The sequence below is a fragment of the Rothia sp. P7208 genome (assembly GCF_048512915.1).
Taxonomy (GTDB): Bacteria; Actinomycetota; Actinomycetes; order Actinomycetales; family Micrococcaceae; genus Rothia.
This window is the reverse complement of sequence record NZ_JBLXXW010000001.1, coordinates 441,603-466,934: the sequence shown is the minus strand read 5'-3', so window position 1 is coordinate 466,934 and position 25,332 is coordinate 441,603. Positions and strand designations below refer to the sequence as shown.

The window sequence follows — 25,332 nt, the reverse complement described above, 5'->3', positions numbered from 1 at the left end:
ACAATGTACGCTAATTGCATACATGTTTAGTTACCCTAACCTTATCATCTGTTGTGAAGCGCGTGCTTGCATAAAACGAATTTTAATGACATTATGTCAGTAAGTTATTTAGTGACACCGTGTCACTAAAATGTCAGGAGTACACCATGAACGCCACTGCAACAACAGAAATCCCCGCCGAAAAATTTTCAGCACGACTCAAACGCGAAAGCGAAGAACTGCACTCAACAGCAGAACACTCGGGATTCATGACAAAACTCATGAAGGGCGAACTATCTGAAAAAAGCTACCTGCGTTTACTCAACCAATATGTGTACCTGTACGAAGCCCTCGAAAAAGTTGCCCAAGGCTACCGAGAAGCCGGCAACAAAATACTTGAACCCTTCAACCAGCCAGAACTAGCGCGTACCGAGCGAATCCGGGCCGATATCAAAGCACTCGGTCAAGAAACTATCGACCCAGCTCTGCCTGCAACGACCAAGTACGCTCAGCGCATCCTTGAAAGTGCCCAAGCGCCAGAACGTTTCCTCTCGCACCACTACCTACGCTACTTAGGTGACCTCTCCGGCGGGCAGGCAGTAGCCGTGCTGATGGGACGTCACTACGGAATTAGCTCAGAAGCCTTGAGTATGTATCGCTTCGACGAGCTACCCAAGCCTAAAATCTTCAAAGATTCATACCGCACTCTCCTTGATAACGCACCTCTGAGCGAAGAAGAACGTCAAAACGTCGTTGACGAAACACTCCGTGGCTTCCAATACAACGCAGAACTTTTCAGCGAACTGATGGAACAAGAATCTCACTAATCTCGCCTCATACAGTAAAAGGTGGATATCTCCAACACCGGAGATATCCACCTTTTACTGTATGACCACTGTTATTTGAAAGAGCGACGAGCCTTACGACGTTCCCGAAGATATTCCACACCGACAGGAAGAACAGAGGCAACCACAATCACAATAACGATAGCCTCAACATTGTCTCGGATAAAAGGAATACCGCCTAAAAGTACACCAGCAAAGACAAGAGTAAAGACCCACGTAATCGCACCGGTAATATTCCACTTCGCAAAATCACGATAACGATATTTCGCAATACCTGCAGCTAACGGAACAAAAGTACGCACAATAGGAACAAAACGTGCAAGAACCAGTGCTTTGCCACCATACTTTTCAAAAAAACTTTCTGCCGCATGAAGATTCTTAGTGTTCAACACCTTCGCATCGGCGCTAAAGAATCTACGACCAAAACGATGCCCCAAATAATAACCGATTTGGTCACCAGCAACAGCAGCAATACACAAGCACAAGAGCATAACCCAAAGGTTCAAGCCCAACTGAACGTGAATAAGACCGAGAGTAAAGAGGAGAGAATCACCCGGAAGGAACGGGAACAGCACACCAGATTCAATGAATACAATCAACGTGACCACAGCCAAAGCCCATGGGCCAGCTTGCTCAAGAATCTTCTCGATATCTATACCTAATAACGCGATAGGCATCTGCACCATGTCAAGAACACCTGCCAAAAGAAGATGGCTCATAAAAAACTTTCCTATTGATAACGGTCTAATGAAAGTAAACTCCTGCCGATTCTACTAGGTAAAAGCTCCGTATAGGCTGAGAACATAAGATTACCTACATCTCTTCTCAAAGGCTTCAGCATCCATAGAAGCTTCCGTAGACTACAAGATATGTCGAATTACTCGCAGACGCATCAGCCTGAGCTACATACAGAAGCAATAAAACTTCTCAGAAAACTCACAGGAAAAAATGACGTAGCCTTCCACCCCGGACAGTACGAAGCTATCGAAGCTCTTGTGCAACATCGTCGTAGAGCCCTCGTCATCGAACGTACTGGATGGGGAAAATCTGCAGTATATTTCATCGCCTCATTACTGATGAGATCATATGGGGCAGGTCCTGCTCTCATCATTTCTCCACTACTAGCTCTGATGCGTGACCAAGTACAAGCAGCCGCTCGTGCTGGAGTCAAAGCTGCCACCATCAATTCATCAAACGTCACTGACTGGGATGAAATACAACAACAACTACGTGATAACACTCTAGACGTGCTCCTCATCGGGCCAGAACGTCTCAACAATCCAGACTTCTGCGAACGCTGGTTACCAGAAATCGTCGAATCCCTTGGGCTGCTCGTTATTGACGAAGCACATTGCATCTCTGACTGGGGGCATGACTTTCGCCCAGATTACCGACGTATTCGGAATATCATTGCAGAGCTAAAGCCCACTACTCCTATACTGGCAACAACAGCCACTGCAAACCAACGAGTGATAGAAGACATTGCAGAACAGCTTAACTACTCTCACAAGACACTAAAAAACTCTTCTCCACAAAGCTCCGATATCTTCATTCTGCGTGGTCCTCTCTCTCGTGACTCCCTCCGGCTAGGGGTTCTTCAGATGAAAGATCCGACAGAGCGCATCGCTTGGCTTGTTGAGCACCTTAAGACATTCACCGGCTCCGGAATTATCTACACTCTCACCGTGTCTGCTGCAGAAGATATTGCGCGGATTCTTAAAACTGCCGGATACGCTGTGCAACCATATAGCGGGAAGATGTCGGTTGAAGAACGTATCGAAGCAGAAGAATCACTGCGAGCTAATAAGGTTAAAGCTCTCGTTGCCACAAGTGCGTTAGGTATGGGCTTCGATAAGCCAGATATGGGTTTTGTGATTCACTGTGGCGCTCCATCGAGTCTCATTGCTTACTATCAGCAAGTCGGTCGTGCCGGACGCGGCACTCAACAAGCAGACGTCTTATTGTTACCAGGATTAGAAGACCAAGATATTTGGGAATACTTTGCAACTGCTTCTATGCCCACTGAAGAAAATTGTTCTGCCGTTCTTTCTGCCTTAGAAGTAGCTCGGCAACAGAATCAACCCATGACTATTAGTGCGTTAGAAACTATGGTTGATATTCGTCGCAGCAACCTCGAACTTCTTTTAAAGGTACTTTCTGTAGAAGGCGCCGTATATCGAGTTTCTCAACGTTGGGTGGCAACTGGAACACCATGGAAATACGATCATGAGCGATATGCAAAGGTGGCGCAAACGCGTCAGCATGAGCAAGAAGCAATGGTTTCGTACATTAACACTTCCTCATGTCGTATGGTCTACATGGCACAAGAGTTAGATGACGCTACTGCCAAGAAATGTGGGCGTTGTGATAACTGTGCAGGAACTTGGTATCCACAACAGGTTAGCTCCACTTCTCGTCATATTGCTGAACAAAGTTTTGGCGAAGTTGGTGTTCATATTGAGCCTCGTCGCATGTGGCCAAATGGACTTAAAAAACTTCTTGAACAAAGTATCTTTGCTGAAGATGACGTAGATATACCGCAGGGCTCAAAAATTCCCGATGAAGAGCGCGCCTGTGAAGGTCGAGCACTGGCACGATTGAGCGATATTGGGTGGGGTAATGTCCTACGAGAGATATTTAAAGAAAATGCTGAAGATGGTGAAATATCTACTGAATTAGGTAGAGCTTGCGTGAAAGTGCTTGCTCAATGGGACTGGCAGGATCGTCCTCAGGTTGTGATTGGGATTCCATCTGAACGTCGTCCGCGTTTAGCGTCTTCTCTTGCTCGTGGTCTTGCTCAAACAGGGCGCCTTAAAGATTTAGGAGATGTGCAGCTGGTGCACCCAACCTCGCATGAGCAAGGCAATTCTGTTTTTCGTTGTTTAGGGGTGTGGAACTCTTATGTGGTTCCTGACTCGATGAAAGATTTTTTGCAGGCGCATCATCCGAGGGTGCTTCTTGTCTCTGATTGTGTGAACTCTAGATGGAGTATGACGGTTATTGCTCGTCAGCTGCGTCGGGCTGGAGCACATAGTATTTATCCTTTTTCTTTAGCTGTTTCCTAGATAAAAATAGTATTTGAGTAGTTTATATGTGTAACACAGAATATATTCATGCGCGTGGTGTTAAACGGCAAGACCATCATAAATGGATGCAAGAGGCTTTAGTTTTAGCGGAGCACGCTTTAGAAAGCTCAGATGTGCCTATCGGCGCTCTGGTTGTTACTTCAGATGGAAGTGTTATTGGTCGTGGATACAACCAGCGTGAAAAAAACCAAGACCCTACCGCTCATGCTGAAATCATTGCTCTACGTGAAGCTGCCGAACAACGTGGACAGTGGCGTTTAGAGGACTGCACGTTAGTTGTGACGATTGAACCGTGCATTATGTGTGCTGGCGCAATTTTGTTGAGCAGAATATCAACTGTTGTTCTTGGTGCATGGGAAGAAAAAACAGGGGCGGCAGGGAGCTTATATGACGTTCTGCGTGATAGAAGATACCCACATTCTGTCGAGGTGTATTCTGGTGTTTTAGAAGAAGAATGCGCATCTCTTATGAAAACTTTTTTTGAAAAGAAACGCTCAGAAAGTCACGGTCCATCTGGTCACTTTTGAGGTTCTTCACGACTGGTGTTCATGAAAGTTACCCCTAGTGCTGAGTGCTCGGTGTGATATTTCTGCCAGTAGTTGGTTGAAAATCTCACACCAAAACACCGAAACTGACCGACGAGTTCAAGTTATGATTTTCTCACAGAGAAGAATACGTGGCTCATAGGGGGAGAAGAATATGCTCATCGTCGATAACATCTGGGCCAAAGGGCGGCATAATGCGCTCTTTGGCCGTATAAGCTTCACCCTCAACCGCGGAGAAGTCATCCTCATCCAAGCAGATAGCCAGCTCGAAAGAACCGCGCTGTCGCTAACACTCACAGGGCGAATGAAACCTTCTGGCGGAACTATTCTTTGGACAGACCCTCAAAAGCCTTCCCGAGAAGAATCCAGTATGAAAAAGCTTCGTCGTCGTTCAGAACTGATCGACTCTCCGAACATCAACGAACCAGAAAACCATATGAGAGTTCGTGATTACGTATCAGAAATGCTGAGCTACACCATGGGGCCATTTACCAGACCACGCTCTGGGAAATGGCTTAAAGAACACGGATTGGAAGACCTCGATAACCTCTGGAATGAACAAGTAACCGGAGAACAAAATATTCGCCTTATGACCACTCTTGCCGCCAATTATCAGCACGCAGACTTACTCGTTTTTGATACCCCCTCACGGCACCTCAACCACACACGCATGTGGCTACCATACCTTCTACAACTAGCTGAAAACGAAGAGCGCCCCCGTGCCGTCGTCGCTGTTGTCCCTCATATTTCCTCCACGTGGGACGGAAAACAGGCCGTGGTAGGAAGCGCACACGATGAACTCCTCAACGAAGAAAACGTGAAAACACCTGAAGAACAAGATTCACATCCAGAAACAAACTTCTCGAACGAAGAAAAAGAACACGAACTTCCCCAAGATAAACCTGATACAGCAAAGGAGAGTGAACAACAATAAATGAGCATCCTCAGAGTTACTCTCGCTGAACTCAAACGCCTCACCGCAGGAATGCTGCCAAAACTTGTTCTCATGGCGATGGCTTGTATTCCCTTGCTGTATGGCGGAATATATCTATACGCAAACTGGGACCCCTATGATTCTGTAGATGACGTTCCTGGTGCGTTAGTCATGCTCGACTCCGGTGGAACCACCCAAGACGGCGAAACCATAAACATCGGAGAAGACGTCGAAAAAACTCTCCTTGATAAAGCGAATTTTTCGTGGCATAAAGTATCAACTCGAGAACAAGCTGTTGAAGATGTCACTCGAGGAGTCTACGACTTTGCGCTAATTATTCCTCAAGATTTTTCTCAGAAACTGCAATCTGCTGGGTCTTTTGTACCCGACGAAAACGGCAAAACTCCTGATATTGACCCCCAAGTTGCGGGGATTGAAGTAGTTACTAACGATGCAAACAACTATATTCTGACAAATATCGTGGCAAAAGCTGGAACAGCTGTTCGTGACTCTGTGGCATCGGAAGTCGGCGATAAAACAGCGAATGCCTTACTCGCAAGTTTCACTACCATTCACTCAAACCTGCACGAAGCTAGCGATGGAGCCAACCAACTAGACCAAGGAACTATCACTCTCAGCGATGCTGTTGGGCAACTCAAAAATGGAACTAGCACGCTCAACAACGGAACAATACAACTGAGCGACGGAACAATACAGCTCAAAGACGGTTCTACTAAGCTTCTTACTGGACAAGAAAAACTAGCGGACGGATCTGCCAAACTTGCTCAGGGCGCACATCGACTCTCAGACGGTACGCAAGACGCTCAGAACGGGGCTTCTCGTCTAGCCGATGGCGCAAACACGCTTAACACTCACCTCGAATCAGCGGCTGAAGGTGCACAAAAACTTGCAACAGGTGCCTTAAAACTCGATGGTGGAGCCCAACAACTGGCTCAGGGCACTCAAACGCTCTCAGATGGTGCTCAACAGCTAGACCAAGGCACTATACGACTCAACGATGGTGCACAAAAATTAGCAAACGGTACTGAAGCGCTCTCTACGGGGGCGCAAAAACTTGCAGACGGTATAACAGCTATCGACGAAGGTGCCGCCCGTTTAGCTGAGGGAAACACAACCTTAGACAAAACTCTGGCAGATTCCCCACTACCTGAACTAGCTTCGGGGCTTAACGCCATGTGTCAGGCTCCTACCTCAGAAGAGCAAGTAGCTCACTATGCTCACCAGCTGACAGATGACGTGACAGCACAACTTCACCAGAACATTGAACGGCGTTTGCAAGCTCTTGTTCAAGAGGGAACTCTGACTCCAGAACAAGCACAGCAGATGCTTGAACTTTTAGGGTCAGAAGAAAATAAGGCGGTTTTGACAGACCTTAACACTGCCGTCTTACAAGGTATATCTGCTCAAATGACAGAATTTTCTTCTCTATGTGAGAATGGAACGTCAACGGTTGGCGAACATATCAACAGATTACTTTCTTCTACTCATGAGTTGTCTCAAGGCGCTCAAAAGCTTGCAGGCGCTACAACACAAGCTAAGACTGGTGCTGTTTCACTAGCTGACGGTGCAAAAAAGAGTTTCCAAGGTGCTCAACAGGTAGCTGATGGTACTCAAAAAGTTTCTGAGAATATGCACCAATTATCTTTGGGCGCTCAGAAACTTCATCATGGTGCTCAAGACCTTGTCGCAGGTACTTCTCAATTGAGTCAAGGAACTGTGACACTCGCTGATGGTACACACCAGCTTTCTGACGGTTCACAAAAATTATCTGATGGTGCTGAGCAGCTTGCTCATGGAACGCATCGCCTATCTTCGGGGGCGGGGGAGCTTGCTCAGGGTGCTGAACAGCTTGCTGACGGTGAGCAACAAGCACTTTCTGGGCAGTATTCTCTCAACGATGGAATTGACCGTGTTCATTCTGGTGCTCAGAAACTTCACAACGGGGCCTCAAAACTGGATCAGGGTGCTGGAGAGATTCATTCGGGAACTCAAAAGCTTCAAGATGGTGCCGGAGAACTCTCTGAAGGACTAGAGGAGGGAACGAACAAAGTCCCTTCACTGAATGAGGAAGAGCAACGTCGTATTGCGAACGTGATGTCTCATCCTGTCAAGCTTAAGGAGACGTCGTTAGCTTCTGGAAGCACTTACGGTGAAGGCATGGGGCCGTTCTTTATTGTGTTGGCATTATGGATTGGCGCTTTGATGCTGGTTCAGACGCTACGACCGGAGAATACGCGAGCTTTGGCGTCTTCTGCTCCGACCTTACGTATTGCTATTGGTAGCTGGGGGCCTTTTGCTGTTCTTGGCGTATTACAAACTCTTTTGTTGTTCTTGGCGGTACATTTTGGTCTTGGTTTCAAGATGGAACATCCGTGGCTTTTGTTGCTGTTCTTAACGTTTGTTTCTTGCGTTTATACCGCTGTGATTTATGGTTTTGTAGCTTTGTTATCTGCTCCTGGTAAGCTTTTAGCGCTTGTGGTGCTTATTGTACAGTTGGTAACTGCTGGCGGTATGATGCCCTATGAAACGTTACCTATGTCTATTCGTTGGTTACATTCGTTCCTTCCGATGGGGTATGCTCTCAGCGGTACACGCCGTCTGGCCTATGGAATTGATTATGGTGCGATTACAGGTGATGTACTTGTTCTCGCCGCATGGGGTGTTTTCGGTTTATTCTTAGGGTTTATTGGAACCTATAAGAATCGCACATGGAATTTGAAGAAACTTAATCCGGAGATTGCAGTTTAATGTCGGTGTCTCATACTCAAGATGAATCTGTCTCAGATTTTCAGTATCCTACCCCTGCGGTTGCTGCGGTAACGCGCCGTCCGGGGCGTACTAACCGTACGCAATTCAAGCTTTTTCAGGCTGCCTTGGAGATTATGAGCCAGAAGGGCGCTGAGGCGACGACGGTGGAAGAAGTAGCGCTTAAAGCTGGAGTTTCTAAAGGAACTGTTTATTATAATTTTGGTTCTAAAAAGACGATGATTGAGCAGCTTCTTCAATATGGTGCGCAGCTTTTGAAGACTCGGGTGCAACAGGGGTCTCAAAAGTCTGATCCGCGTGAGGCGATGAGGGCTGGTATTAAGGAAGCTTTTGAATATTTGGCTGAGCATCCTGGTTTTGCGCGTTTGTGGATTACTGAGATTTGGCGCAGTAAAGAACCTTGGTCTGAGGCGATTGTGAAGACTCGTCAGGATTTGGTGAGCGAACTAGAAAATATGGTCAAAGCGATTGGGACTCGCTACCCTGTGGACCATGCTCAAGATCCAGAGGCCGTATCTATTTCTATTTTTGGGTCTATTTTTATGCTTGCAATGGACCGTGAAATTCATGCTGCTGAGCGTACCTCTGAGGACGCTACTCGTGCTGTGATGTTGACGGTTGATTCTTATATTGCGCACTAGGACGTGTATTTTGCGTTGAGGAACTGCGTGAGACGAATTTTTCTGCTCAAAAGTTGAGAATGTTTGGTATTAACGGGTAAACTTGCCACAGTTGGTGACGTGTCCGAGCGGCCGAAGGTGCAACACTCGAAATGTTGTGTACGGTAACCCCGTACCGAGGGTTCAAATCCCTCCGTCACCGCGATGATGAGCCTCTCTATACTGCAAGTCAGTGTGGAGAGGCTCTTTTTATGCTGACCTTGTGGTGCGGTGGTGATTATCTTTTTCACAGCCTGTGTTTTTCGTCGAGACAGCGGTACAGTTTTGGGCTGAAAATGGTAGCTTGAGAGTATGCGTTTAACCATCCTTGACCATCCGTTGGTCTCACATAAAATTTCTGTTCTTCGTGATAAGAACACACCGTCTCCAATTTTCCGTCAGCTTGTTGAAGAGATTGTGACACTTTTGGCATATGAGGCGACTCGTACTATTCGTACTGAAGAGCGTGAGATTGTCACTCCTGTTACGTCTACAACTGGTAAGGTACTGACGAAGCCACGTCCGTTGGTTGTTCCTATTTTGCGTGCTGGCTTGGGAATGTTAGAGGGTATGACTCGTTTGATTCCTACTGCTGAGGTTGGTTTCTTAGGAATGGCTCGTAACGAGCAGACTCTAGATATCGTGACCTATGCTGAGCGTTTGCCTGAAGATTTGTCGGGGCGTCAGGTGTATGTTCTTGATCCGATGCTTGCAACGGGTGGAACGTTGATCGAATCTATTAAGTTCTTGCGTGCTCGTGGTGCGGAGCAGATTACTTGCTTGTGTATTATCGGCGCTCCTGAGGGTATTGCTGCTTTACGTGAGGGCATTGATGGGTTCGAGAACGTTGATTTGTTCTTGGCTGCTGAAGATGAGTGTCTCAACGATAAGGCGTATATTGTTCCTGGTCTTGGCGACGCTGGTGACCGTCTATATGGTCTTGCTCAGTAGCCAGATATTGGACCGTCTGGCGTTTCGTCATTAAAAAATTTTTGACCTTATTAAATGGGGGTATAAGAGTTCACGCTCTTATACCCCCATTTGCATACAAAATGTATAAACCGTGTTGTTTAATATTTTGCGTAGTGTTTGAGTGTAATTTTTTGTGAGATTATTTTGGGTTGCTGGGGTGGTGTTTAGAGGCTCTTTTCTACACTCTTGGGATAAATGTGGGAAAGTGTTGGCATGAAGGAGTGCTCCTCACTTTATGGATGAGTTTTGGTGTTGTTATGTTGGGGTCGCTCGGTGTTGGTGGTGGCTTAGTGTACCTATTTAGTACGTATGCTTTGTTGTGAATCTTGGAAGAATGCGATGGTGGTGGGAGCTTTTTGTGAGGTGTGTGGTCTTGTGTGGTTTAGGCTGGGTGAGTTTGGGACTGGTTATTGATCTTGGTGTTAGTAGGGACGAAAAAGGAGAAAAGTTGAGGTTAGTCTTGACAAATCGCTAGTGCTACACGGTGTTGTTGGTTGGTGTATATCAAACAAAAGTGTACGCCCCGAAAATACAGGTTGTTTGTGTATAAAAAATAATATTTGCGAATTTTTATGTATCAAAATATGAGAAAAAGCAAGCCTGTATAGACATCATTTCTTGAGATTTTTCCCTCAAACGTCCAAAAAACAGAGGAATGTTACTTGATTTATCGACGAAATCATACAACGATAAAACGGTAAAGCGATCAAGAGCCTCATACGTGAAAAAGCAGAAGATCCTGCACCAACCACCTAGATGCGCGCTCTTATCCCACCACAAGAAGACAGGTAAAAAGAATGTCCGGAGCACCTGGATACGTCCATATCTCCCAGCGGAACAGAGTATCAACTCAACGCACTGCGACCAACCTAACTCAGGGACGTCACATGCCCAAACACCCCGCAAGCCTGCGTCCTATGACAACACCTCACATTGACAACCCACCAGCAAAACTCAACCACCCCGAGAGCGAAGCACGCGGTTTTGTCATCTATGTCGGGCTCTCTGAAGAAACAGCAGCATCAAACGGAACCTCGCTCGTACGCATCGTACAAGAACTACGCGACTACACCCGAGGTATCGTGCCAGAAGCTGACTCCTACGCAGCCGTTGCGCTGGCACCATCCGGCGCAGAAGGCACAGACCTTGAAGTTGTACGCAACGCACTAGGCGACCCAACCGCCGTGCACCACCAGCCTGAGCCATTCTCCTCGACACAATACTCATCCCAAGAGCACAAACCCGCTCACTCCGTTGGTGTTCTTATTGACCTATCCCGTCGAGAAGTATTCCTAGATGGGGAAGTCCTCAACCTCACCTACAAAGAATTTGAACTCTTGAACTACCTCGTTGAAAACGGTGCACGCACCGTTGGGCGAGAAGAACTACTCGCAAGCCTCTGGCGAGATGCTGAAGAAACACCCAATGAACGAACTATCGACGTTCATATTCGCCGACTCCGTTCAAAATTGGGGCGTCTTGCTAACACGGTACGTACTGTACGAGGACAAGGCTACCGATTCTATGAGCACCCCGAAGTTGTTGTTTGGGCCGCTCCCGAATACTCTATCTAAACTAACGTATAGCATAAAAACCCCTGTAGGCGTCTAGAAAATAGGCGCCTATACGGGTTTAAAGAGAAACACGAAAAAACAAAAACTATGGCTGACACACCAACTCTTTCAATAACGTCTCTAGGAACAGGCCCAAAAACTATTGTCTTTCTGCATGGACTCATGGGACGTGGCAAAAATTTCACCGCAATTGCAAAGAACCTCGAACAAGACTTTACAATTCTGCTCATCGACCTTCCCAACCACGGAAACTCTCCATGGACAGAATCCTTCGACTATAACAACATGGCAGATAGCGTCGCACAAGCTATCTGCGCATACCACGGCGAACCCGCCCCCGTTGTTGATGTCGTTGGACATTCCATGGGAGGAAAGGTCGCAATGCTCTTAGCGTTAAGACATCCAGAACTCGTGCGAAAGCTCGTAGTCTTAGATATTGCACCCTCAGCTTCTAACGGAAACTTTACCCATCTGCTTGGCTCTCTTCTGAAACTTCCTATCGAGGAATTCTCGACGAGGGCCGAAGCCCATAGAATGCTAACACCAGCCGTGCCAGACTCTAGCGTGCGAGGATTCTTACTTCAAAACCTCATTCGCACAGAAGAAGGATTCTCTTGGCAACCCAACTTACAAATGCTCTTTGAAAACCTGCCGAAAATTATGGGATGGCAAAACCCCAACCTTTCCTTCAACCGACCGGTGCTATGGATTGCAGGAGGGCGCTCGCCATATATCACATCAAAAGATACCCCTGTTATGAGGAGCCTCTTCCCACGTGTGCAAAAAGTTGTGTTTAAAAATGCTGGACACTGGGTGCACGCAGACCAGCCGGAAGAGACCGTGTACGCCCTCAAAAAGTTTCTAGCTCAAAGCTAGAGACCGGCTAAGATGGTGCTTATGGCTGAAGAACTTTCACAAAGACCAGATGACACGCGAACGCTGATTATGATGCGTCACGCTGAAGCTGACTGGGGTATGGACGATTTCAACCGCCCCCTCACTTCTCGCGGGCACCTTCAAGCCCGAGCCGCGGGCGAATGGCTGCACCATACAGGAACTCTTCCCGAAATGATCGTTTCTTCTGCTGCATTGCGCACTCGGCAGACAACAACATGGGTATGCGAAGCTCTCGGAGAAAAAGCCCCAACTGCCTCCCTCGACGAGAGGCTCTATAACGCTCCAGCTCGTATGCTGCGTCAGTGTATTGAGAATACCCCCGATTCTGTTCGCTCAATGATGTTAGTGGCTCACTTGCCGGGCGTACAAGATGCAGCAATGGATTTAATGAGTTCAACATCTGACTACGAATCACTCATGGATATCTCTTATGGTTTTCCGCCCTCTTCGATTGCGGTCTTTGAGGTGGAGACTTCTTGGTCTGAACTATTAGATCACGATGCGCGACTAGTTTCTTTTAGAACTTTCTAAGTTTTGAGGAGAACATAAAAATCCCTGGGTGCTTTCATATGAAAGCACCCAGGGATTTTTATGTGGCGGAGACGGGGGGATTTGAACCCCCGGTCGAGTTTAACCCCGACCCTTCATTAGCAGTGAAGTCCATTCGGCCGCTCTGGCACGTCTCCAACACCGTATCGTGTTTAGCCCGTCAACATCTGACTCAACCGCAATACAGCATTCACCATACTAGCTGTTTTGTGGGGTGTGGTCAAATAATTCTGTTGTCAGAGCCAGCCGTTCTTTAACCTAAAAGAAAAACCGTGTCTCCCACTCATGAGAAACACGGTTTTACGTGGCGGATGGTAAGGGATTTGAACCCTTGAGACGGGGTTACCGCCTACTGGTTTTCAAGACCAGCTCCTTCGGCCGCTCGGACAACCATCCGTAGAAGAATCTATCAGAGAATCAAAAGGAATACAAAATCTGACGGTGACATTGTGTCAGAAAACATAAAATATTAGATGAATCGTGAAGGTGCACGAGTCAAAAACGGCCCCTCTCTAGGTGATTTTTCAATCTTCTTAACGTAGTGTTGCGTTTGACATAGTGTCAGCAAATTAATTTAGGGTAACCTAAGAAAAAGGAAGTAGATGAAAGGGGGAGAACGTGAGCCTCAAAGACTTCTTACAAGGACGCCGTAACGACGCAGAACTCGGCCAAGGAATCTGGAGACGCGCACACGACCGCTTCAACCGTGGAATCGACAGATTCCACCAAATCCTCGAAAAACTACCAGACGACGGAACCCTTGAACTCGTCGTTCCAGAAGCAAACGCCCTAGCCGATCTACTACCACGCGTACGAACAATCGCAGCCCGCGCCCAACAACTAGCGCCCAGCAACAGCACCGACATCCCCGCATCACCCAGCGGCGTCTACTCAGAACTTCATCGGTGTCTATCTCGTGCCGGAAACTCCGTCGCACTATGCGCAGAGGCCCTTGCCATGGTACGTTGCGCCGGAAGCTGCGAATTCCAATGCAACCGACAAGAAATCGTCATGCGACGTGTCGAAACAGTGCGAGAACACATTGAACGTGCAGAAGAACTCCTGCAACAAGCACACTACGAAACAACACAACGACACAACGAATACGCACAACAAAAAATTAGTGCATCCGCCTAAACACTGCCAGTACTCATCAAAGACCCCAAAACGTCTAAACTAAAACACGATGAGCAACACCACACAACACCCCACCAACCCACGGCGCAAATACATACTCCTCACCCTCGCCGCCCTCACCGTTGCTCTTAGCGCCGGAATCATCGGCGTGCTCCTGACCGAATTCCTCCACCTCATCAGCAAAACTCAACAGGTGCCCCACCTAACACCTATTATGATGGCAACCGCCGGCGCCATCAGCGGAATCTGCTGGTGGAAACTACGCCAAAAAAACCTACCTAGCACCCAAGACATCATCACCACACGCGCGCAACACTACCCCTTCACCAGAACAACCATTGACGCCTTCACACAAGTATTCCTCGTCGGCGCAGGAGCTTCCATCGGCAGAGAAGCCGCCCCTCGACAACTTGCAGCAACCATCGCCCACCGTCTCTACCACCCACAACACTTCACCCCAGAAGAACGCAACTTTCTTACCGCCGCCGCCTGCGGTGCAGCACTCGGGGCAGTCTACAACACCCCATATGCTGGAGCCGCTTACACCATCAGCATCGTTTCCCCCACCAAAAAATGGAGCAAAATTCTCGCCGCTCTAACGATCAGTTATCTTGCAGTCCTCATCCCTAGAGCCATCTACGGCGCCGCACCCTACTACCAACTACCAATATACAAACTCGAATATTCCAGCTGGATATGGGTGATTGGAGCCATCCTTATCGGCGCAATACTTGGCACAACCTTTCGTATCATTAGTCAAAATATCATCCAAAAAATACGCAAAGAACACCCCCGCCACTGGTGGAAACTACCTGCACAACTATGCTCACTCATGCTCCTCACCGCAGTCATCGCCACCTACCAGCCAAATATTCTAGGAAACGGTGTCCTCATCATTGAACAAGGACTCCACCACAAAATTACCCTCAGCAGTTTCCTCATCCTCGCCATCACCAAACCGCTACTCACACTTCTGAGCCTACGAGCTGGTGCCGCCGGCGGAACCCTCACACCCGCGTTAGCTACTGGCGCAAGCATCGGTGCCTATATCGCGCTCGCATCCGGAACACCCGAACAACTACCGGTCTTCATGCTCCTTGGTGCGACATCATTATTATCTGCTAGCGAATCATCAGCACTTTTTGGGGCACTATTTACCATAGAACTCACCCACGCGCCGATGGAGTTATGGGCGCCGCTCCTCATGTGCTCTATCGGCGCTGAATACCTCGGAAAAATACTCAACCGGCACATACAACACAACACGTGGCTCAACCCGCCACATTAGTAGCCATTAATGTGGCTACAGAGTAGAGAAGAAAAACCTCTGAGCTATGGTTTCATGGATACGGTACGACAAATAACACCGCTGACATCAACCCAAATTCAAAGGAAACAATGAACCGCTACGCCCACATCGACGCTATGAGAGCTTTTGCCGTCCTACTCGTCGTATTTTCCCATGCAGGTCTTAGCTTTGTCCCTGGCGGTTCTGGCGTTACCATTTTCTTCGTTATCTCCGGCTTCATCATCACATTCTTACTTCTGAGAGAGCGAGAACAAACCGGAGGATTTGACGTCAGCGGATTCTACATGCGACGTCTCATCAAAATCTTCCCACCTATGCTCCTAGCGTTAATTATCCCCACGCTGATTTATATGAGCCTTGGCGGAAAAATCGATATCATCGACTTCCTCGGACAAATATTCTTCTTCTTCAACTGGCGTTACCTAGACTCACAGGTAGCAGTTCTACCCGGTTCTGTTGTGACCTGGAGCCTGTCTATTGAAGAACAGTTCTACCTTGTCTTTGCACTCATCTGGCTCTTCGCCGTGAAAAGCAAACACTATAAAAAAATTGTGGCAGGCATTGCCTCAACCGCTATCATCTATTCAATCTGCTCTCGCATATATTTAAGCCTTCACCACGCCACCGGAGACCGTATCTACTTTGGTACAGGAACTCGTGTTGAAGCTATTGCGCTAGGGACGCTAGTTGCACTATGGTTCTTTACCTACCGCAATACTCCAGCAGTTCAAGGTCGCCGTGTCGTTGGTACTCGGTTCCGAAATACGCGAAGAATCCGTGACGGTAGAACTGTTCCTCTCATGGGGCGTAACACAATCGTGATTCTTGCCGTGCTTCTATATCTTGTGTCTCTGCTCATTCGCGATGAGTTCTTCCGCCAAACAATTCGCTACACCATTCAAGCTATTGCCGCAGCCATGATGATTCTATGGGGGCAAGTTGCGATTCGTGAAAAACTTGGTGAGCAGCTGATGAATATTTTACGGTGGAAAGGCCTACAGCTCTTAGGACTAGCAAGCTACAGCATCTATATCTCTCACGATGTTCTTTACCATTTTCTTGAGCCACACCTTGAAATGCTTCCTCGCCCAGCCTTAGTGCTAACACTCGTAGCAAGCGGTCTAACTCTTGGCATCCTGATGTATAGGTGCATTGAAGTTCCCGCGTTACGGTATAAAGATCGGCATTTTGCGTCCGTACATACAAAAGCTCAGCAAAAAAGCGCATAAGAAAAAGCCCGTAAACTTTAGAAAATATAGCGGACTATCCATCGAGAAAAATGGGCAGAACCTTCCCTTGCGAAGATTCTGCCCATTGAACATCTCTCAACCCCTATTTTTGTAGAGGTACCTGTCGGATGAAAAAGCTGAGAACAAAGCTCAACAATACCGCTGGTATAGAGAACAAGAAAATAGGAGGCATCGCCGTAGAAAATGCTTCAGCAATTAGCTGTTGAGCAGTCTCCGGCAAAGACGCCAAAACCTGTGGAGTAAGCGAACTGAGTTGTTGAGCGTTGAGAGAGTGCGCTGTCATCTGAGCAGAATGTTGTTGTGTAAAAGCCGTGAGATTACCAATAAATAAAGACCCTGAAACAGCAATTCCTAGAGAAGCCCCTAATTGTCGGATAAATGTTGTTGTAGAAGTTCCTGCCCCAATATCACGTGGAGGAACACTATTTTGAACAACCAGTAGAGTATTCTGCAACGTAAAACCGATACCAACACAAATCACGACCATCAACACCGATAACCATAGGTACGATGTGTGCTGGTCGATAAGGCTAAACCCAAAAAGCCCCAGAATAATCAAAGCCGGCCCAGCAACAAGATACAACTTATAGTTTCCTGTAGCAGAAATTAGACGACCTGAAATGATTGTGGCGGCAACTTGAGCAAAAGTCATAGGAAGAATCATCAGACCAGCAACAGTTGCAGAAACACCCCACACCATTTGGAAAAATGTCGGAAGGTACGCGCCCACGCTCATCATCGCAGCAGAGACACCGACTCCCATGAAAACGCAAACCCACACATTAGGGTCTTTGAGAATACCTAAAGGAATCAACGGTTCTTTAACGCGTAACTCCACCGCAATAAAGAGCGCAACACTGACTACCGCTAAGGCGATGAGAGCCATGATTTGTGGAGAACCCCAAGGATACACGGTTCCGCCCCAGCTCGACACCAGAATAAGCGATGATGAACCAATAACCATCAGAATAATACCGAGATAGTCGATACGTGGCGGCGTAGCGTGTTTTGGTGTACCAAGATGCAAAAACTTGAGGATAAAGAACAACGCAAGAGCACCTAATGGAAGATTCACGTAGAAGACCCAACGCCAGCTCAGTGCATCAGTTAGGAAACCACCTAATAAAGGACCGGCAACAGACGCAATACCAAAAGCTGCCCCAATAAGGCCCATATAGCGTCCACGGTCGCGTGGCGCTAACACATCGGCAAGAATAGCTGTTGCACCTGTAAAAATTCCACCTCCACCGATGCCTTGAACTGCTCGGAAAAGAATAAGCTGCCACATAGACCCTGCCACACCACAGAGCACTGAACCGACAAGAAAAACTACCGCCGAAAATAGAAAGAGAGTTTTTCGTCCGTAAAGGTCACCTAACTTACCGTAAATGGGTAAGGTAATGGTCGAAGAAATCATATATGCCGTGATAACCCACGAAATATGCTCTAATCCGTTTAAATCACCAACAATAGTGGGCAATGCGGTAGCAACAATGGTCTGATCTAGCGCAGCTAAAAGAACCGTTAACAACAGTCCAATAAGAATCATGCGTAGCTCACGAGAACCGGGAACAAGCCACGAAGAACTACCGTGTATATCAGGTGATGCAGGTGAAGGCACTAAAACTCCTAAATATTCAGAGGCCGAGGCTACGACCTATTCACTCTACTCCGAGGTTCTATAAAACACCTTATGATGTAAGGAATCTTAAATGTGATGTTTTAACTATTTTTAGAGGATATGACAAGGGCTATTGATTTTCGATAAAGCTGCTCTCAGACCGTCATAGTTCTAGGAGTCTTGAGGACTCTATCTATACACTGGAGATGAACAATATCATCGGCTCATTAGGAGTACAGCTCTCATGCCACATTTTCACCGCAATGAACGTGCCGCATCGTTGCCTGCCCGCCTATCTCGCAGCTGGTTACTTGTCTCAGCCGCTTCTTCTGAAGAAGATATCGCAAATGCTTTAGAGTCAGAATCAGATTCCATCCTCATCGATCTTGAAGATGGGACACCTGAAGATTTTAAAGACGAATCGCGTGAAAAAATTGTTGAACTGCTCAATGGGGAAGTCAGTACTTGGGCCAGAATCAACGGCATGAGAACAGAACACTGGAAGAAAGACGTTCAAGCACTCAGCAACGTTAAAGGACTACGCGGAGTCATGTTGGCAGAAACTGAGCACCCCGATGAAGTGACTCGAACTGCGATGATGATGCCAGCTGGTACACCGGTTATTGCATTAGTGGAATCTGCCTTAGGTATGGTGAACGTGGTAGATATTGCGCGTGCACCGGGGACGTTCCGTCTAGCCTTCGGAGTGGGTGATTTTCGTCGAGATACAGGCGTCTCGGATGACCCTATCGCCTTATCCTACGCGCGTTCTCAACTTGTGTTAGCGTCACGTGTTGGCGGCTTGCCTGGTCCTATTGACGGCCCTTCGCTAGGTAAACACGGTGGCTCTTTGATGAGTGACTGCGCTGTGACCTCAAGCCACGGTATGACCGGAAAATTACTTCTTGACCCTCAGCAAGCAGAAACTATTAATATTGCGCTTGCTCCTAGTGAAGAAGAAATTCAATGGGCACGCGAAATGTTAGCCGAATCAACAAATGGTGCAGTTCCCAAAGACGGTTCATACCTTCCACGTTTGGCGCGTGCACGTAAAGTTTCTGAACTTGCGAAAACTTACGGATTGTGGCGTAATTAGCGCCTTAACTGTTAACCTGCAGTGTGCCGGTCATCTGCATACCCGATGAGGTACGCCCAAGATAATGCTGTAACAATAGTGAGGATTACTGTGCCTACAAGAGACGAATCTATAGGAAAAAGGGAACGGTAAAAGAACCAGATACCTGCTGAGGGTAGGAGTGCGACTAAAAAGAGCAGGATAAAACCGCGCGAATAACGGAGTCCTGTTCGATGCTTATCGAATGTGAAATGCTCCCGTTGCATGAGAGAGTTTCCTCCAAAATGAGAAAATTTTAAAAGCGAGTGTACTAATACAATAACGCTTTATAGTTACTGTATCTAGAGGCACACAAAGCAAACATATATTTTCTTGGGAAAGCATTAAAAAGAGTTCAAAGAGACCTAATAACGACACCTCGACGAATAGTTCAACGAAAAAAGAAAGCCCGTTAACTGAAACAGCGCTTTTACCATGACCATGGTAAAAGCGCTGAATATTGAGCCCCCAGTCGGATTTGAACCGACGACCTTTTCTTTACGAGGGAAATGCTCTACCCCTGAGCTATGGAGGCCTAATCCACCCTAAAGTGAACGAAAAACACTGTACCAGAACACCCGTTCTTACGCCAGTTCACAGCAAATATTTTGTGTCTCATGACGGTGCGTGCTCAAGAAACACCAATACACTATGGTTTTCTAGTAATAGCACCATCATAGGAACGGAGAACCAACCATGAACACAAATACCCCTTACACCCGACGTACTCTCTTTGGCGTCAGCGCTTTCACCGCTACAACACTCCTACTCACCGCCTGCGGAACAACAGATAGCACCGCCTCATCTCACGGCAACACCAAAGCCGTAGACACCGGTGTACGAGACGACAACGGATACCACCTCAATACCGTTCTCAACGACAAACCAACCGTCACACTCTTTACCGATTACCAGTGCCCCTACTGCAAAAAAGCTGACCCCGCCTACCTCGAAGCAGCCGGAAAACTCGACGGTATCCTCAACGTCACCGTTCAAAACTTTCCACTACCTATGCACCGTTTCTCTATCTCTGCAGCACGCGCAATGATTTGTGCACAAAACCAGAAGAAATACATCCCTTTCTCCGAAAAGGTCTTCTCTGAACAAAAGATGTGGGGCGAATCTGAAAATGAAGAAGCCGCCTACCAAAAATTCGCTGACTATGCTAAAGAACTCGACCTTAACATAGACCAATTCAAAACGGACTATTCTGCCAGCAAAACAGAAGAAATCATCAAAGCATCCTTTGAACAAGGTAAAAAAATTGGAGTACGAGGAACTCCAAGCTTCGTGCTAGATGGAAAAGTCCTTGAAAATGTCAATTCCTCAACCGACGCAGCCGATATGGTCAAAGAATTTAAAAAGGCTGCTGGAATCACCGAATAACACAGAAGCTAATCAGAGAACGCACCATGAAAATAGCTTTAGCGCAGATACACTCAACACCGAACATTTTTGAAAATCTCACAACGGTTCAAGACTACGCTGAACAAGCTCAACAACAAGGTGCTCAGCTGGTGGTCTTCCCCGAAGCAACGATGTTGCCTTTTGGGGAAGACCTCCGCGCTCAAACTCGTTGCCACTACTACTATTGGGAACAAACTCTCGCTGCGCTCGCGCAAGAACTTGGTCTTCACATCATTGCTGGCGGATTCGCCCCTGAACCCTTAGACGCCCACCGAGTTTATAACCAACTCAGTTGCGCGTTTCCCCTAGATAATACGAAAAATTCGGATAATCAGCAAAGATTTCAATATTATCGCAAAATACACGTATACGATGCCCTAGGATACCGCGAATCTGAACATATCATCGCCGGTAAAGAACCAACTCTCGTTACCGTCGAAGGAGTCCGTATCGGGCTCAGTACTTGCTACGATGTACGTTTCCCCGAGCTCTACCAGCATTTGGCAGCGGCCGGCGCACAATGTATGGTCGTCTCTGCATCTTGGGCAGATGGCCCTCATAAACGCGAACAATGGCAGACGCTGACCAGCGCTCGTGCTCTTGATACCGGCTCATATGTTATTGCTGTAGACCAAGCACTATCACCGACACCGAGCTCCGGCATGCCCACCGGTATCGGCTATTCTCGTGCCATAGCACCTCATGGAGAAATTCTCTGTGAATTGGGCGAAACCTCTGCTCTAGCTGTCGTCAATATTGACCTGACGCAGGTGAACCGCACCCGAGAGAACCTCCCTCTGCTTCAACAACGCCAGCTCAAAACCAATCTCTAAAACGGTGTGATTTCAGACTTTTCCTCTCCTCACTTCGTACCCTAAGTGATAGCATATTTTCCCTAAGACTATCGGGAGAGAACTACATTTATGGGCGAACACTCACACCATTCTCATCAGGGACATCATCACTCTCATTCCTCGACAAATCCCCGTAAGCTTTTAGCCGTTGCAGCTATTGCATGGGGGCTTTGTGCCGCGCAACTTTTTGGTTCTTTTCTCACCGGTTCCTTAGCTCTTCTTTTGGATACCGTGCACGTACTAACCGATGCACTAGGTGTGACAGTTGCTCTGATTGCTTCACGGCTTGCACTACGGCCTTCCACACACCGTCGCACATGGGGCTGGAAACGTGTCGAAATTATCTCTGCAATGTTCCAAGCCTCGATTCTATTGGGGGTTGGGGCACTCGTCATTGTTGAAGCAGTACGCCGCTTTTTCTCCCCAGAACCTATCGCAAGCGCTGAAGTACTGATTTTTGGTGTTGTTGGTCTTATCGGCAACCTTATGATGATTGCTATTTTGGTCGGTGGTGATCACCAGAACTTTAATATGAGGGCTGCTTTCTTAGAAGTTGTTAATGATGCTCTGGGGTCTGTTGCTGTTATTGTGTCTGCGGTGGTGATGAGCACAACGGGGTGGTACGGTGCAGATGCTGTTGTTGCTTTGTGTATTGGGGTGCTGATTGTTCCTCGGACGTTGTTGCTTCTTCGCGATACATTTGAGGTTCTTTTGGAATCGACTCCTCGTAATCTTGACCTTCAAGAATTGCAAAAACATTTGGAATCTCAAGAACACGTCGTTGCGGTACATGATTTGCATGTTTCTCAGATTTCTTCGGATTTACCGGTGTTGACAGCGCATATTCTTTTAGAAGAAGAATGTTTTACCTCGGGTCATAGTGCTGAGATTTTGCGTCATTTACAAGCCTGTGTAGCAGAACATTTTGATGTTAGTATCGAACATTCTACTTTTCAGTTAGAACCAGAATCGTTTGGTTCTGAGCAACATTATCGAAATCTTCCTTAAGGATTCTCGGTGGCTTATCCTTCTCTTCGCCTATCAACATCGGGGCTTATGGCCCGTATTATTCCTGATGAGATGAATCAAGGGTCGTATATTCTTTGTCTTGGTGCTGCAGAGCAGTCTCATGTTAACTTGTTGTCTCCGGAGACTATTTTTTATGAGTATCTTCGTCGTATTGGCAATGTGATTGATGTGCTTGCTGATGCTGGGGAGCCATTGCGTATTGCCCATTTAGGTGCTGGTGCGTTAACTCTTGTGCGTTATGTTCAAGCAACACGTCCTGGCTCTGTCCAGGTAGCTGTCGATATTGAACGAGAACTCGTTGAATTTGTGACTGCTCATCTTCCGTTGCCGCCGGGTACGCAATGTGAGTCTGTTATTGCTGATGCTCGTGAGGTGTTAGATCAGATACCGCAACTATTAGATAGTCCAGTTGGCGCAGACGCTATAGTGCTCGATATTTTTTCAGGGTGGGACGCTCCTGAACATCTACGGCAACGAGGATTCTATGAATCAGTGCAACGTGTTTTGAGCGATGATGGTGTTCTTTTAGTGAATGTTGGTGATGATCCCGGTTTGAGTTTCTTTGCTTCTCAAGCTCAACACATGTTAGAGGTATTTGAGCATGTGTGGTGTTTATGCGAACGTTCAATGCTGACGGCGAAACAGGCTGGCAACTTGATTCTGGTGGGTAGTCGTCATGTGTTAGATGAGTCGAGTAGAGCCTTTTTAGAGGCTGCAGGGCCACATCCTGGTGCAGTTTTAGATACATGGCAGGTTGCTGATTTTGTGAAGAGCCTATGAGGTTTTTCTTTTTCTGCGAAGGGTGACGTTTGCCCCGACAACTTTTGAACGGGAGCTGACGGTGATTCCGATACTTGCTATAACGAGGAGGATAATTGCAATCCACCGGTAGAGACCCGTATGTTGCGCAAGCAGTATCCAACCGGCAAGTGCCGCAATAGCTGGTTCTAAGCTGAGGAGGATGCTGAAAGTATTTTGGGGTATTCTGCGCAGTGCCGCGAATTCGCAGGTTGCTGGAACTAGTGATGAGAATAGTGCGGTGGCTAAGGCAAAGAGTAGTAGTTTGATGTCGTTTAAGACGATGCTGGCGCCGGCTGCTCCTACGGGTAATAATGTGAGTGCCGCAATGAAGAGTCCTACGGCGAGTCCTGAACTGCCTTGGATGACCGCTCCTAAACGGGTGCTAGTGATAACGTATGCCGCCCAGAAACCGCCGGCAATTAGAGCGTAGAGAACGCCTAGCAGGTCAACATGTGAAGAGTCGTTCAGGGCGTCTACTCCGAGAATGATAAGTCCTGTGGCGGCAAGGAGCGCCCAAAGAAAGTCGATGAGTCGTCGAGAGAGGACGATGGCTAAGACGAGTGGGCCCACGAACTCGATAGCGACCGCTAATCCGAGAGGGATGCGGGCGATTGCTTGATAGAAGAACCCGTTCATGAGACCTAATGAGATGCCGAAGAGGATGGTAGCTTTCCATTGTTGGGTGTTCCATACTCTAACATTAGGCCGGATGAATGCTAAGACGATGAGTGAAGCGAAGCCTAGGCGTAAGAGGCTCACACCCCATGCGCCAATGTGAGGAAAGAGGTGGACGGCGAAGGCTGAGCCAAATTGTAGTGAGAAGCAAGAACCTAAGACGAGCCATACTCCGGCGGTGTGTGCAGAAGGTCGTATCGTACGTAGCGGTAATGTAGACAAATTTACTTTCTTTTCGGCAGATGGTAGTGGGGGAGGTCGTGGTTGCGGTTATGGGGTGTAACAGCAGAATAGTTATTTTAGCGTTAAGTTTTCGGTTCAGAAGAACCTTGTAATTACAAGAAATATGTAGGTTTATGGGGTGCGTGGTGATGTTCTGAGGAAACAAAACTTTTATGGACACTCTTGTTCAGGTGACTGCTAGCGCCGAATAGGCGTTTTTGAGCTGAAAAATAGTAGCTAAGGTGGTTTACTAAAAGCATGTTTGATTCTATGAAGAACCCTTTTGATACTGACGGTAAACCAAAACCGGCGTTGACGAAAAGCCTTGATACCATTTTGAGGATTCAGCGTCCTTTGGTGGTGTCGATGGTGATGCGAGTTCGCGAACGCCATCCTGAAGAGTCACCGGCACAAATTGCAAAACGTTTGGAGACTATTTATCTACGTGATATCACCATCGGTGGTGGTGCTGTAGGTGCTTCAGCTTTTATTCCCGGTGTGGGAACTGCAACCTCCGTTGGCTTATCAGCCCTAGCGGTAGGAGGCTATCTTGAACGTACCGCCTTATACGTACAAGCGTTAGCGGAGCTTCACGGCGTACACGTTGATAACCCTGAAGCTGCACGCGCCATGGTCATGGGCATCATGTTAGGTGATGATGGTGCTGTTCTGATGAGTACTTTGATGTCTCAGACTGGTAAGGCCGCCGGTATCTCCAATAAGTGGGGGCTGATGATGGGCAAAGATTCTCAGAAGTTCTTTAGCGTAGAACGCACTATCCGCAATATGTTTGTGAAACGGTTCTTAACACGCCAATCGGGCGCTCTTTTGGGCCGTGCTTTACCTTTTGGTATTGGTGCTGTGGTCGGCGGTGGAGCTAACTTGGCGTTAGGACGCAAAGTTGTTGAAGCAGCTCATGAAGCGTTTGGCGAGGCTCCACCGATGTTCCCTGCTTCGCTTTCTTTTGCAGAGCGAGCACCACGTTTTGAAGATTCTGTTCAGGCTCAACAACAGGCGCAGAAAGATTCTTCAATTATTCAGGGAGAAATTGCAGAATAATTCTCGGGTAGGTCGTATCGCTTCATA

At 47.4% G+C, this 25,332-nt stretch carries 23 protein-coding genes and 4 tRNA genes; 20 read left to right on the top strand and 7 right to left on the bottom strand.

All coding sequences use genetic code 11. The features are described from left to right. Positions 1-146 precede the first annotated feature (146 nt). Positions 147-806 (top strand): heme oxygenase (biliverdin-producing), encoded by a 660-nt coding sequence (locus tag ACN084_RS02180; RefSeq protein ID WP_419105736.1) that lies wholly within the window; start codon positions 147-149, stop codon positions 804-806. Between the two features lie 71 nt (positions 807-877). On the opposite strand, the gene ACN084_RS02175 is transcribed toward ACN084_RS02180, so the two are convergent. Next, the gene (locus ACN084_RS02175; protein ID WP_419101074.1) at positions 878-1,543 is read right to left on the bottom strand and encodes a VTT domain-containing protein; all 666 of its coding nucleotides are present in this window, start codon (positions 1,541-1,543) and stop codon (positions 878-880) included. Positions 1,544-1,693: 150 nt separating this feature from the next. Here ACN084_RS02175 and ACN084_RS02170 point away from each other — a divergent pair, with 150 nt between their 5' ends. The 10 genes from ACN084_RS02170 (at position 1,694) to ACN084_RS02125 (ending at position 12,809) form a co-directional block, all read left to right on the top strand. After that, on the top strand, positions 1,694-3,889 hold the full coding sequence (locus tag ACN084_RS02170; RefSeq protein WP_419105735.1) for a RecQ family ATP-dependent DNA helicase: 2,196 nt from the start codon (positions 1,694-1,696) through the stop codon (positions 3,887-3,889). Between the two features lie 26 nt (positions 3,890-3,915). Further along, the gene (tadA, locus tag ACN084_RS02165; protein WP_419105734.1) at positions 3,916-4,437 is read left to right on the top strand and encodes a tRNA adenosine(34) deaminase TadA; all 522 of its coding nucleotides are present in this window, start codon (positions 3,916-3,918) and stop codon (positions 4,435-4,437) included. Between the two features lie 172 nt (positions 4,438-4,609). Beyond that, positions 4,610-5,389 carry a multidrug ABC transporter ATPase gene (locus ACN084_RS02160; protein ID WP_419105733.1) on the top strand — a complete coding sequence of 260 codons (780 nt, stop codon included), beginning with the start codon at positions 4,610-4,612 and terminating at the stop codon, positions 5,387-5,389. Continuing rightward, positions 5,390-8,158: a YhgE/Pip family protein gene (locus ACN084_RS02155; RefSeq protein ID WP_419105732.1), complete on the top strand. Its 2,769-nt coding sequence runs from the start codon at positions 5,390-5,392 to the stop codon at positions 8,156-8,158. Between the two features lie 5 nt (positions 8,159-8,163). Next, positions 8,164-8,817 (top strand): TetR/AcrR family transcriptional regulator, encoded by a 654-nt coding sequence (locus tag ACN084_RS02150; RefSeq protein WP_419101069.1) that lies wholly within the window; start codon positions 8,164-8,166, stop codon positions 8,815-8,817. A 93-nt stretch (positions 8,818-8,910) separates the two neighbouring features. After that, positions 8,911-8,998: transfer RNA gene (locus ACN084_RS02145), tRNA-Ser, on the top strand. A gap of 149 nt (positions 8,999-9,147) precedes the next feature. After that, positions 9,148-9,786 (top strand): uracil phosphoribosyltransferase, encoded by a 639-nt coding sequence (gene upp / locus ACN084_RS02140; RefSeq protein ID WP_419101068.1) that lies wholly within the window; start codon positions 9,148-9,150, stop codon positions 9,784-9,786. A gap of 818 nt (positions 9,787-10,604) precedes the next feature. Continuing rightward, positions 10,605-11,381, top strand: a complete 777-nt coding sequence (locus ACN084_RS02135) for a winged helix-turn-helix domain-containing protein (protein ID WP_419105731.1) — start codon at positions 10,605-10,607, stop codon at positions 11,379-11,381. An 87-nt stretch (positions 11,382-11,468) separates the two neighbouring features. Continuing rightward, positions 11,469-12,257 carry an alpha/beta fold hydrolase gene (locus tag ACN084_RS02130; RefSeq protein ID WP_419105730.1) on the top strand — a complete coding sequence of 263 codons (789 nt, stop codon included), beginning with the start codon at positions 11,469-11,471 and terminating at the stop codon, positions 12,255-12,257. A 21-nt stretch (positions 12,258-12,278) separates the two neighbouring features. Beyond that, positions 12,279-12,809, top strand: coding sequence for a SixA phosphatase family protein (locus ACN084_RS02125; RefSeq protein WP_419101065.1), 531 nt, complete (start codon positions 12,279-12,281; stop codon positions 12,807-12,809). A gap of 63 nt (positions 12,810-12,872) precedes the next feature. Here the strand turns inward: ACN084_RS02125 and ACN084_RS02120 are convergent. After that, a tRNA-Ser gene (locus ACN084_RS02120) sits at positions 12,873-12,964 on the bottom strand. Between the two features lie 168 nt (positions 12,965-13,132). Continuing rightward, positions 13,133-13,223 (bottom strand) — tRNA-Ser (locus ACN084_RS02115). A 222-nt stretch (positions 13,224-13,445) separates the two neighbouring features. Between ACN084_RS02115 and ACN084_RS02110 the strand changes: the two genes are divergently transcribed. From ACN084_RS02110 to ACN084_RS02100, 3 genes are all read left to right on the top strand, one after another. Next, positions 13,446-13,964, top strand: a complete 519-nt coding sequence (locus ACN084_RS02110) for a dehydrogenase (RefSeq protein ID WP_419105729.1) — start codon at positions 13,446-13,448, stop codon at positions 13,962-13,964. Between the two features lie 49 nt (positions 13,965-14,013). Beyond that, positions 14,014-15,252: a chloride channel protein gene (locus tag ACN084_RS02105; protein WP_419105728.1), complete on the top strand. Its 1,239-nt coding sequence runs from the start codon at positions 14,014-14,016 to the stop codon at positions 15,250-15,252. 110 nt (positions 15,253-15,362) lie between these two features. Further along, the gene (locus ACN084_RS02100) at positions 15,363-16,502 is read left to right on the top strand and encodes an acyltransferase family protein (protein WP_419105727.1); all 1,140 of its coding nucleotides are present in this window, start codon (positions 15,363-15,365) and stop codon (positions 16,500-16,502) included. 103 nt (positions 16,503-16,605) lie between these two features. On the opposite strand, the gene ACN084_RS02095 is transcribed toward ACN084_RS02100, so the two are convergent. After that, positions 16,606-18,144, bottom strand: coding sequence for an MDR family MFS transporter (locus ACN084_RS02095; RefSeq protein WP_419105726.1), 1,539 nt, complete (start codon positions 18,142-18,144; stop codon positions 16,606-16,608). 244 nt (positions 18,145-18,388) lie between these two features. Here ACN084_RS02095 and ACN084_RS02090 point away from each other — a divergent pair, with 244 nt between their 5' ends. Continuing rightward, positions 18,389-19,240: an HpcH/HpaI aldolase/citrate lyase family protein gene (locus ACN084_RS02090; protein ID WP_419105725.1), complete on the top strand. Its 852-nt coding sequence runs from the start codon at positions 18,389-18,391 to the stop codon at positions 19,238-19,240. A gap of 11 nt (positions 19,241-19,251) precedes the next feature. Here the strand turns inward: ACN084_RS02090 and ACN084_RS02085 are convergent, their stop codons facing one another. Together ACN084_RS02085 and ACN084_RS02080 are read right to left on the bottom strand one after the other, a co-directional pair. After that, on the bottom strand, positions 19,252-19,485 hold the full coding sequence (locus ACN084_RS02085; protein WP_419101059.1) for a hypothetical protein: 234 nt from the start codon (positions 19,483-19,485) through the stop codon (positions 19,252-19,254). 236 nt (positions 19,486-19,721) lie between these two features. Continuing rightward, positions 19,722-19,793, bottom strand: a tRNA-Thr gene (locus tag ACN084_RS02080). Between the two features lie 161 nt (positions 19,794-19,954). Between ACN084_RS02080 and ACN084_RS02075 the strand changes: the two genes are divergently transcribed. From ACN084_RS02075 to ACN084_RS02060, 4 genes are all read left to right on the top strand, one after another. Then, entirely contained in the window at positions 19,955-20,644 is a 690-nt protein-coding gene (locus ACN084_RS02075) for a DsbA family protein (protein WP_419101058.1), read from the top strand. 26 nt (positions 20,645-20,670) lie between these two features. Next, complete coding sequence (locus ACN084_RS02070) at positions 20,671-21,498, top strand: nitrilase-related carbon-nitrogen hydrolase (protein ID WP_419105724.1); 828 nt, start codon at positions 20,671-20,673, stop codon at positions 21,496-21,498. 90 nt (positions 21,499-21,588) lie between these two features. Next, positions 21,589-22,527: a cation diffusion facilitator family transporter gene (locus tag ACN084_RS02065; protein ID WP_419105723.1), complete on the top strand. Its 939-nt coding sequence runs from the start codon at positions 21,589-21,591 to the stop codon at positions 22,525-22,527. A gap of 48 nt (positions 22,528-22,575) precedes the next feature. After that, positions 22,576-23,328: a spermidine synthase gene (locus tag ACN084_RS02060; RefSeq protein WP_419105878.1), complete on the top strand. Its 753-nt coding sequence runs from the start codon at positions 22,576-22,578 to the stop codon at positions 23,326-23,328. On the opposite strand, the gene ACN084_RS02055 is transcribed toward ACN084_RS02060, so the two are convergent. Then, entirely contained in the window at positions 23,323-24,246 is a 924-nt protein-coding gene (locus tag ACN084_RS02055) for an EamA family transporter (RefSeq protein ID WP_419101055.1), read from the bottom strand. The genes ACN084_RS02060 and ACN084_RS02055 overlap by 6 nt on opposite strands. Positions 24,247-24,504: 258 nt before the next feature. Here ACN084_RS02055 and ACN084_RS02050 point away from each other — a divergent pair, with 258 nt between their 5' ends. Beyond that, positions 24,505-25,305: a di- and tripeptidase gene (locus ACN084_RS02050; protein WP_419105722.1), complete on the top strand. Its 801-nt coding sequence runs from the start codon at positions 24,505-24,507 to the stop codon at positions 25,303-25,305. Positions 25,306-25,332: the final 27 nt, after the last annotated feature.

Coding starts and splice junctions, on each gene's coding strand:
- ACN084_RS02180 (WP_419105736.1), top strand. CDS start 147: ATGAACGCCACTGCAACAACAGAAATCCCCGCCGAAAAATTTTCAGCA.
- ACN084_RS02175 (WP_419101074.1), bottom strand. CDS start 1,543: ATGAGCCATCTTCTTTTGGCAGGTGTTCTTGACATGGTGCAGATGCCT.
- ACN084_RS02170 (WP_419105735.1), top strand. CDS start 1,694: ATGTCGAATTACTCGCAGACGCATCAGCCTGAGCTACATACAGAAGCA.
- tadA (WP_419105734.1), top strand. CDS start 3,916: ATGTGTAACACAGAATATATTCATGCGCGTGGTGTTAAACGGCAAGAC.
- ACN084_RS02160 (WP_419105733.1), top strand. CDS start 4,610: ATGCTCATCGTCGATAACATCTGGGCCAAAGGGCGGCATAATGCGCTC.
- ACN084_RS02155 (WP_419105732.1), top strand. CDS start 5,390: ATGAGCATCCTCAGAGTTACTCTCGCTGAACTCAAACGCCTCACCGCA.
- upp (WP_419101068.1), top strand. CDS start 9,148: ATGCGTTTAACCATCCTTGACCATCCGTTGGTCTCACATAAAATTTCT.
- ACN084_RS02135 (WP_419105731.1), top strand. CDS start 10,605: ATGTCCGGAGCACCTGGATACGTCCATATCTCCCAGCGGAACAGAGTA.
- ACN084_RS02130 (WP_419105730.1), top strand. CDS start 11,469: ATGGCTGACACACCAACTCTTTCAATAACGTCTCTAGGAACAGGCCCA.
- ACN084_RS02125 (WP_419101065.1), top strand. CDS start 12,279: ATGGCTGAAGAACTTTCACAAAGACCAGATGACACGCGAACGCTGATT.
- ACN084_RS02105 (WP_419105728.1), top strand. CDS start 14,014: ATGAGCAACACCACACAACACCCCACCAACCCACGGCGCAAATACATA.
- ACN084_RS02100 (WP_419105727.1), top strand. CDS start 15,363: ATGAACCGCTACGCCCACATCGACGCTATGAGAGCTTTTGCCGTCCTA.
- ACN084_RS02090 (WP_419105725.1), top strand. CDS start 18,389: ATGCCACATTTTCACCGCAATGAACGTGCCGCATCGTTGCCTGCCCGC.
- ACN084_RS02085 (WP_419101059.1), bottom strand. CDS start 19,485: ATGCAACGGGAGCATTTCACATTCGATAAGCATCGAACAGGACTCCGT.
- ACN084_RS02075 (WP_419101058.1), top strand. CDS start 19,955: ATGAACACAAATACCCCTTACACCCGACGTACTCTCTTTGGCGTCAGC.
- ACN084_RS02070 (WP_419105724.1), top strand. CDS start 20,671: ATGAAAATAGCTTTAGCGCAGATACACTCAACACCGAACATTTTTGAA.
- ACN084_RS02065 (WP_419105723.1), top strand. CDS start 21,589: ATGGGCGAACACTCACACCATTCTCATCAGGGACATCATCACTCTCAT.
- ACN084_RS02060 (WP_419105878.1), top strand. CDS start 22,576: ATGGCCCGTATTATTCCTGATGAGATGAATCAAGGGTCGTATATTCTT.
- ACN084_RS02050 (WP_419105722.1), top strand. CDS start 24,505: ATGTTTGATTCTATGAAGAACCCTTTTGATACTGACGGTAAACCAAAA.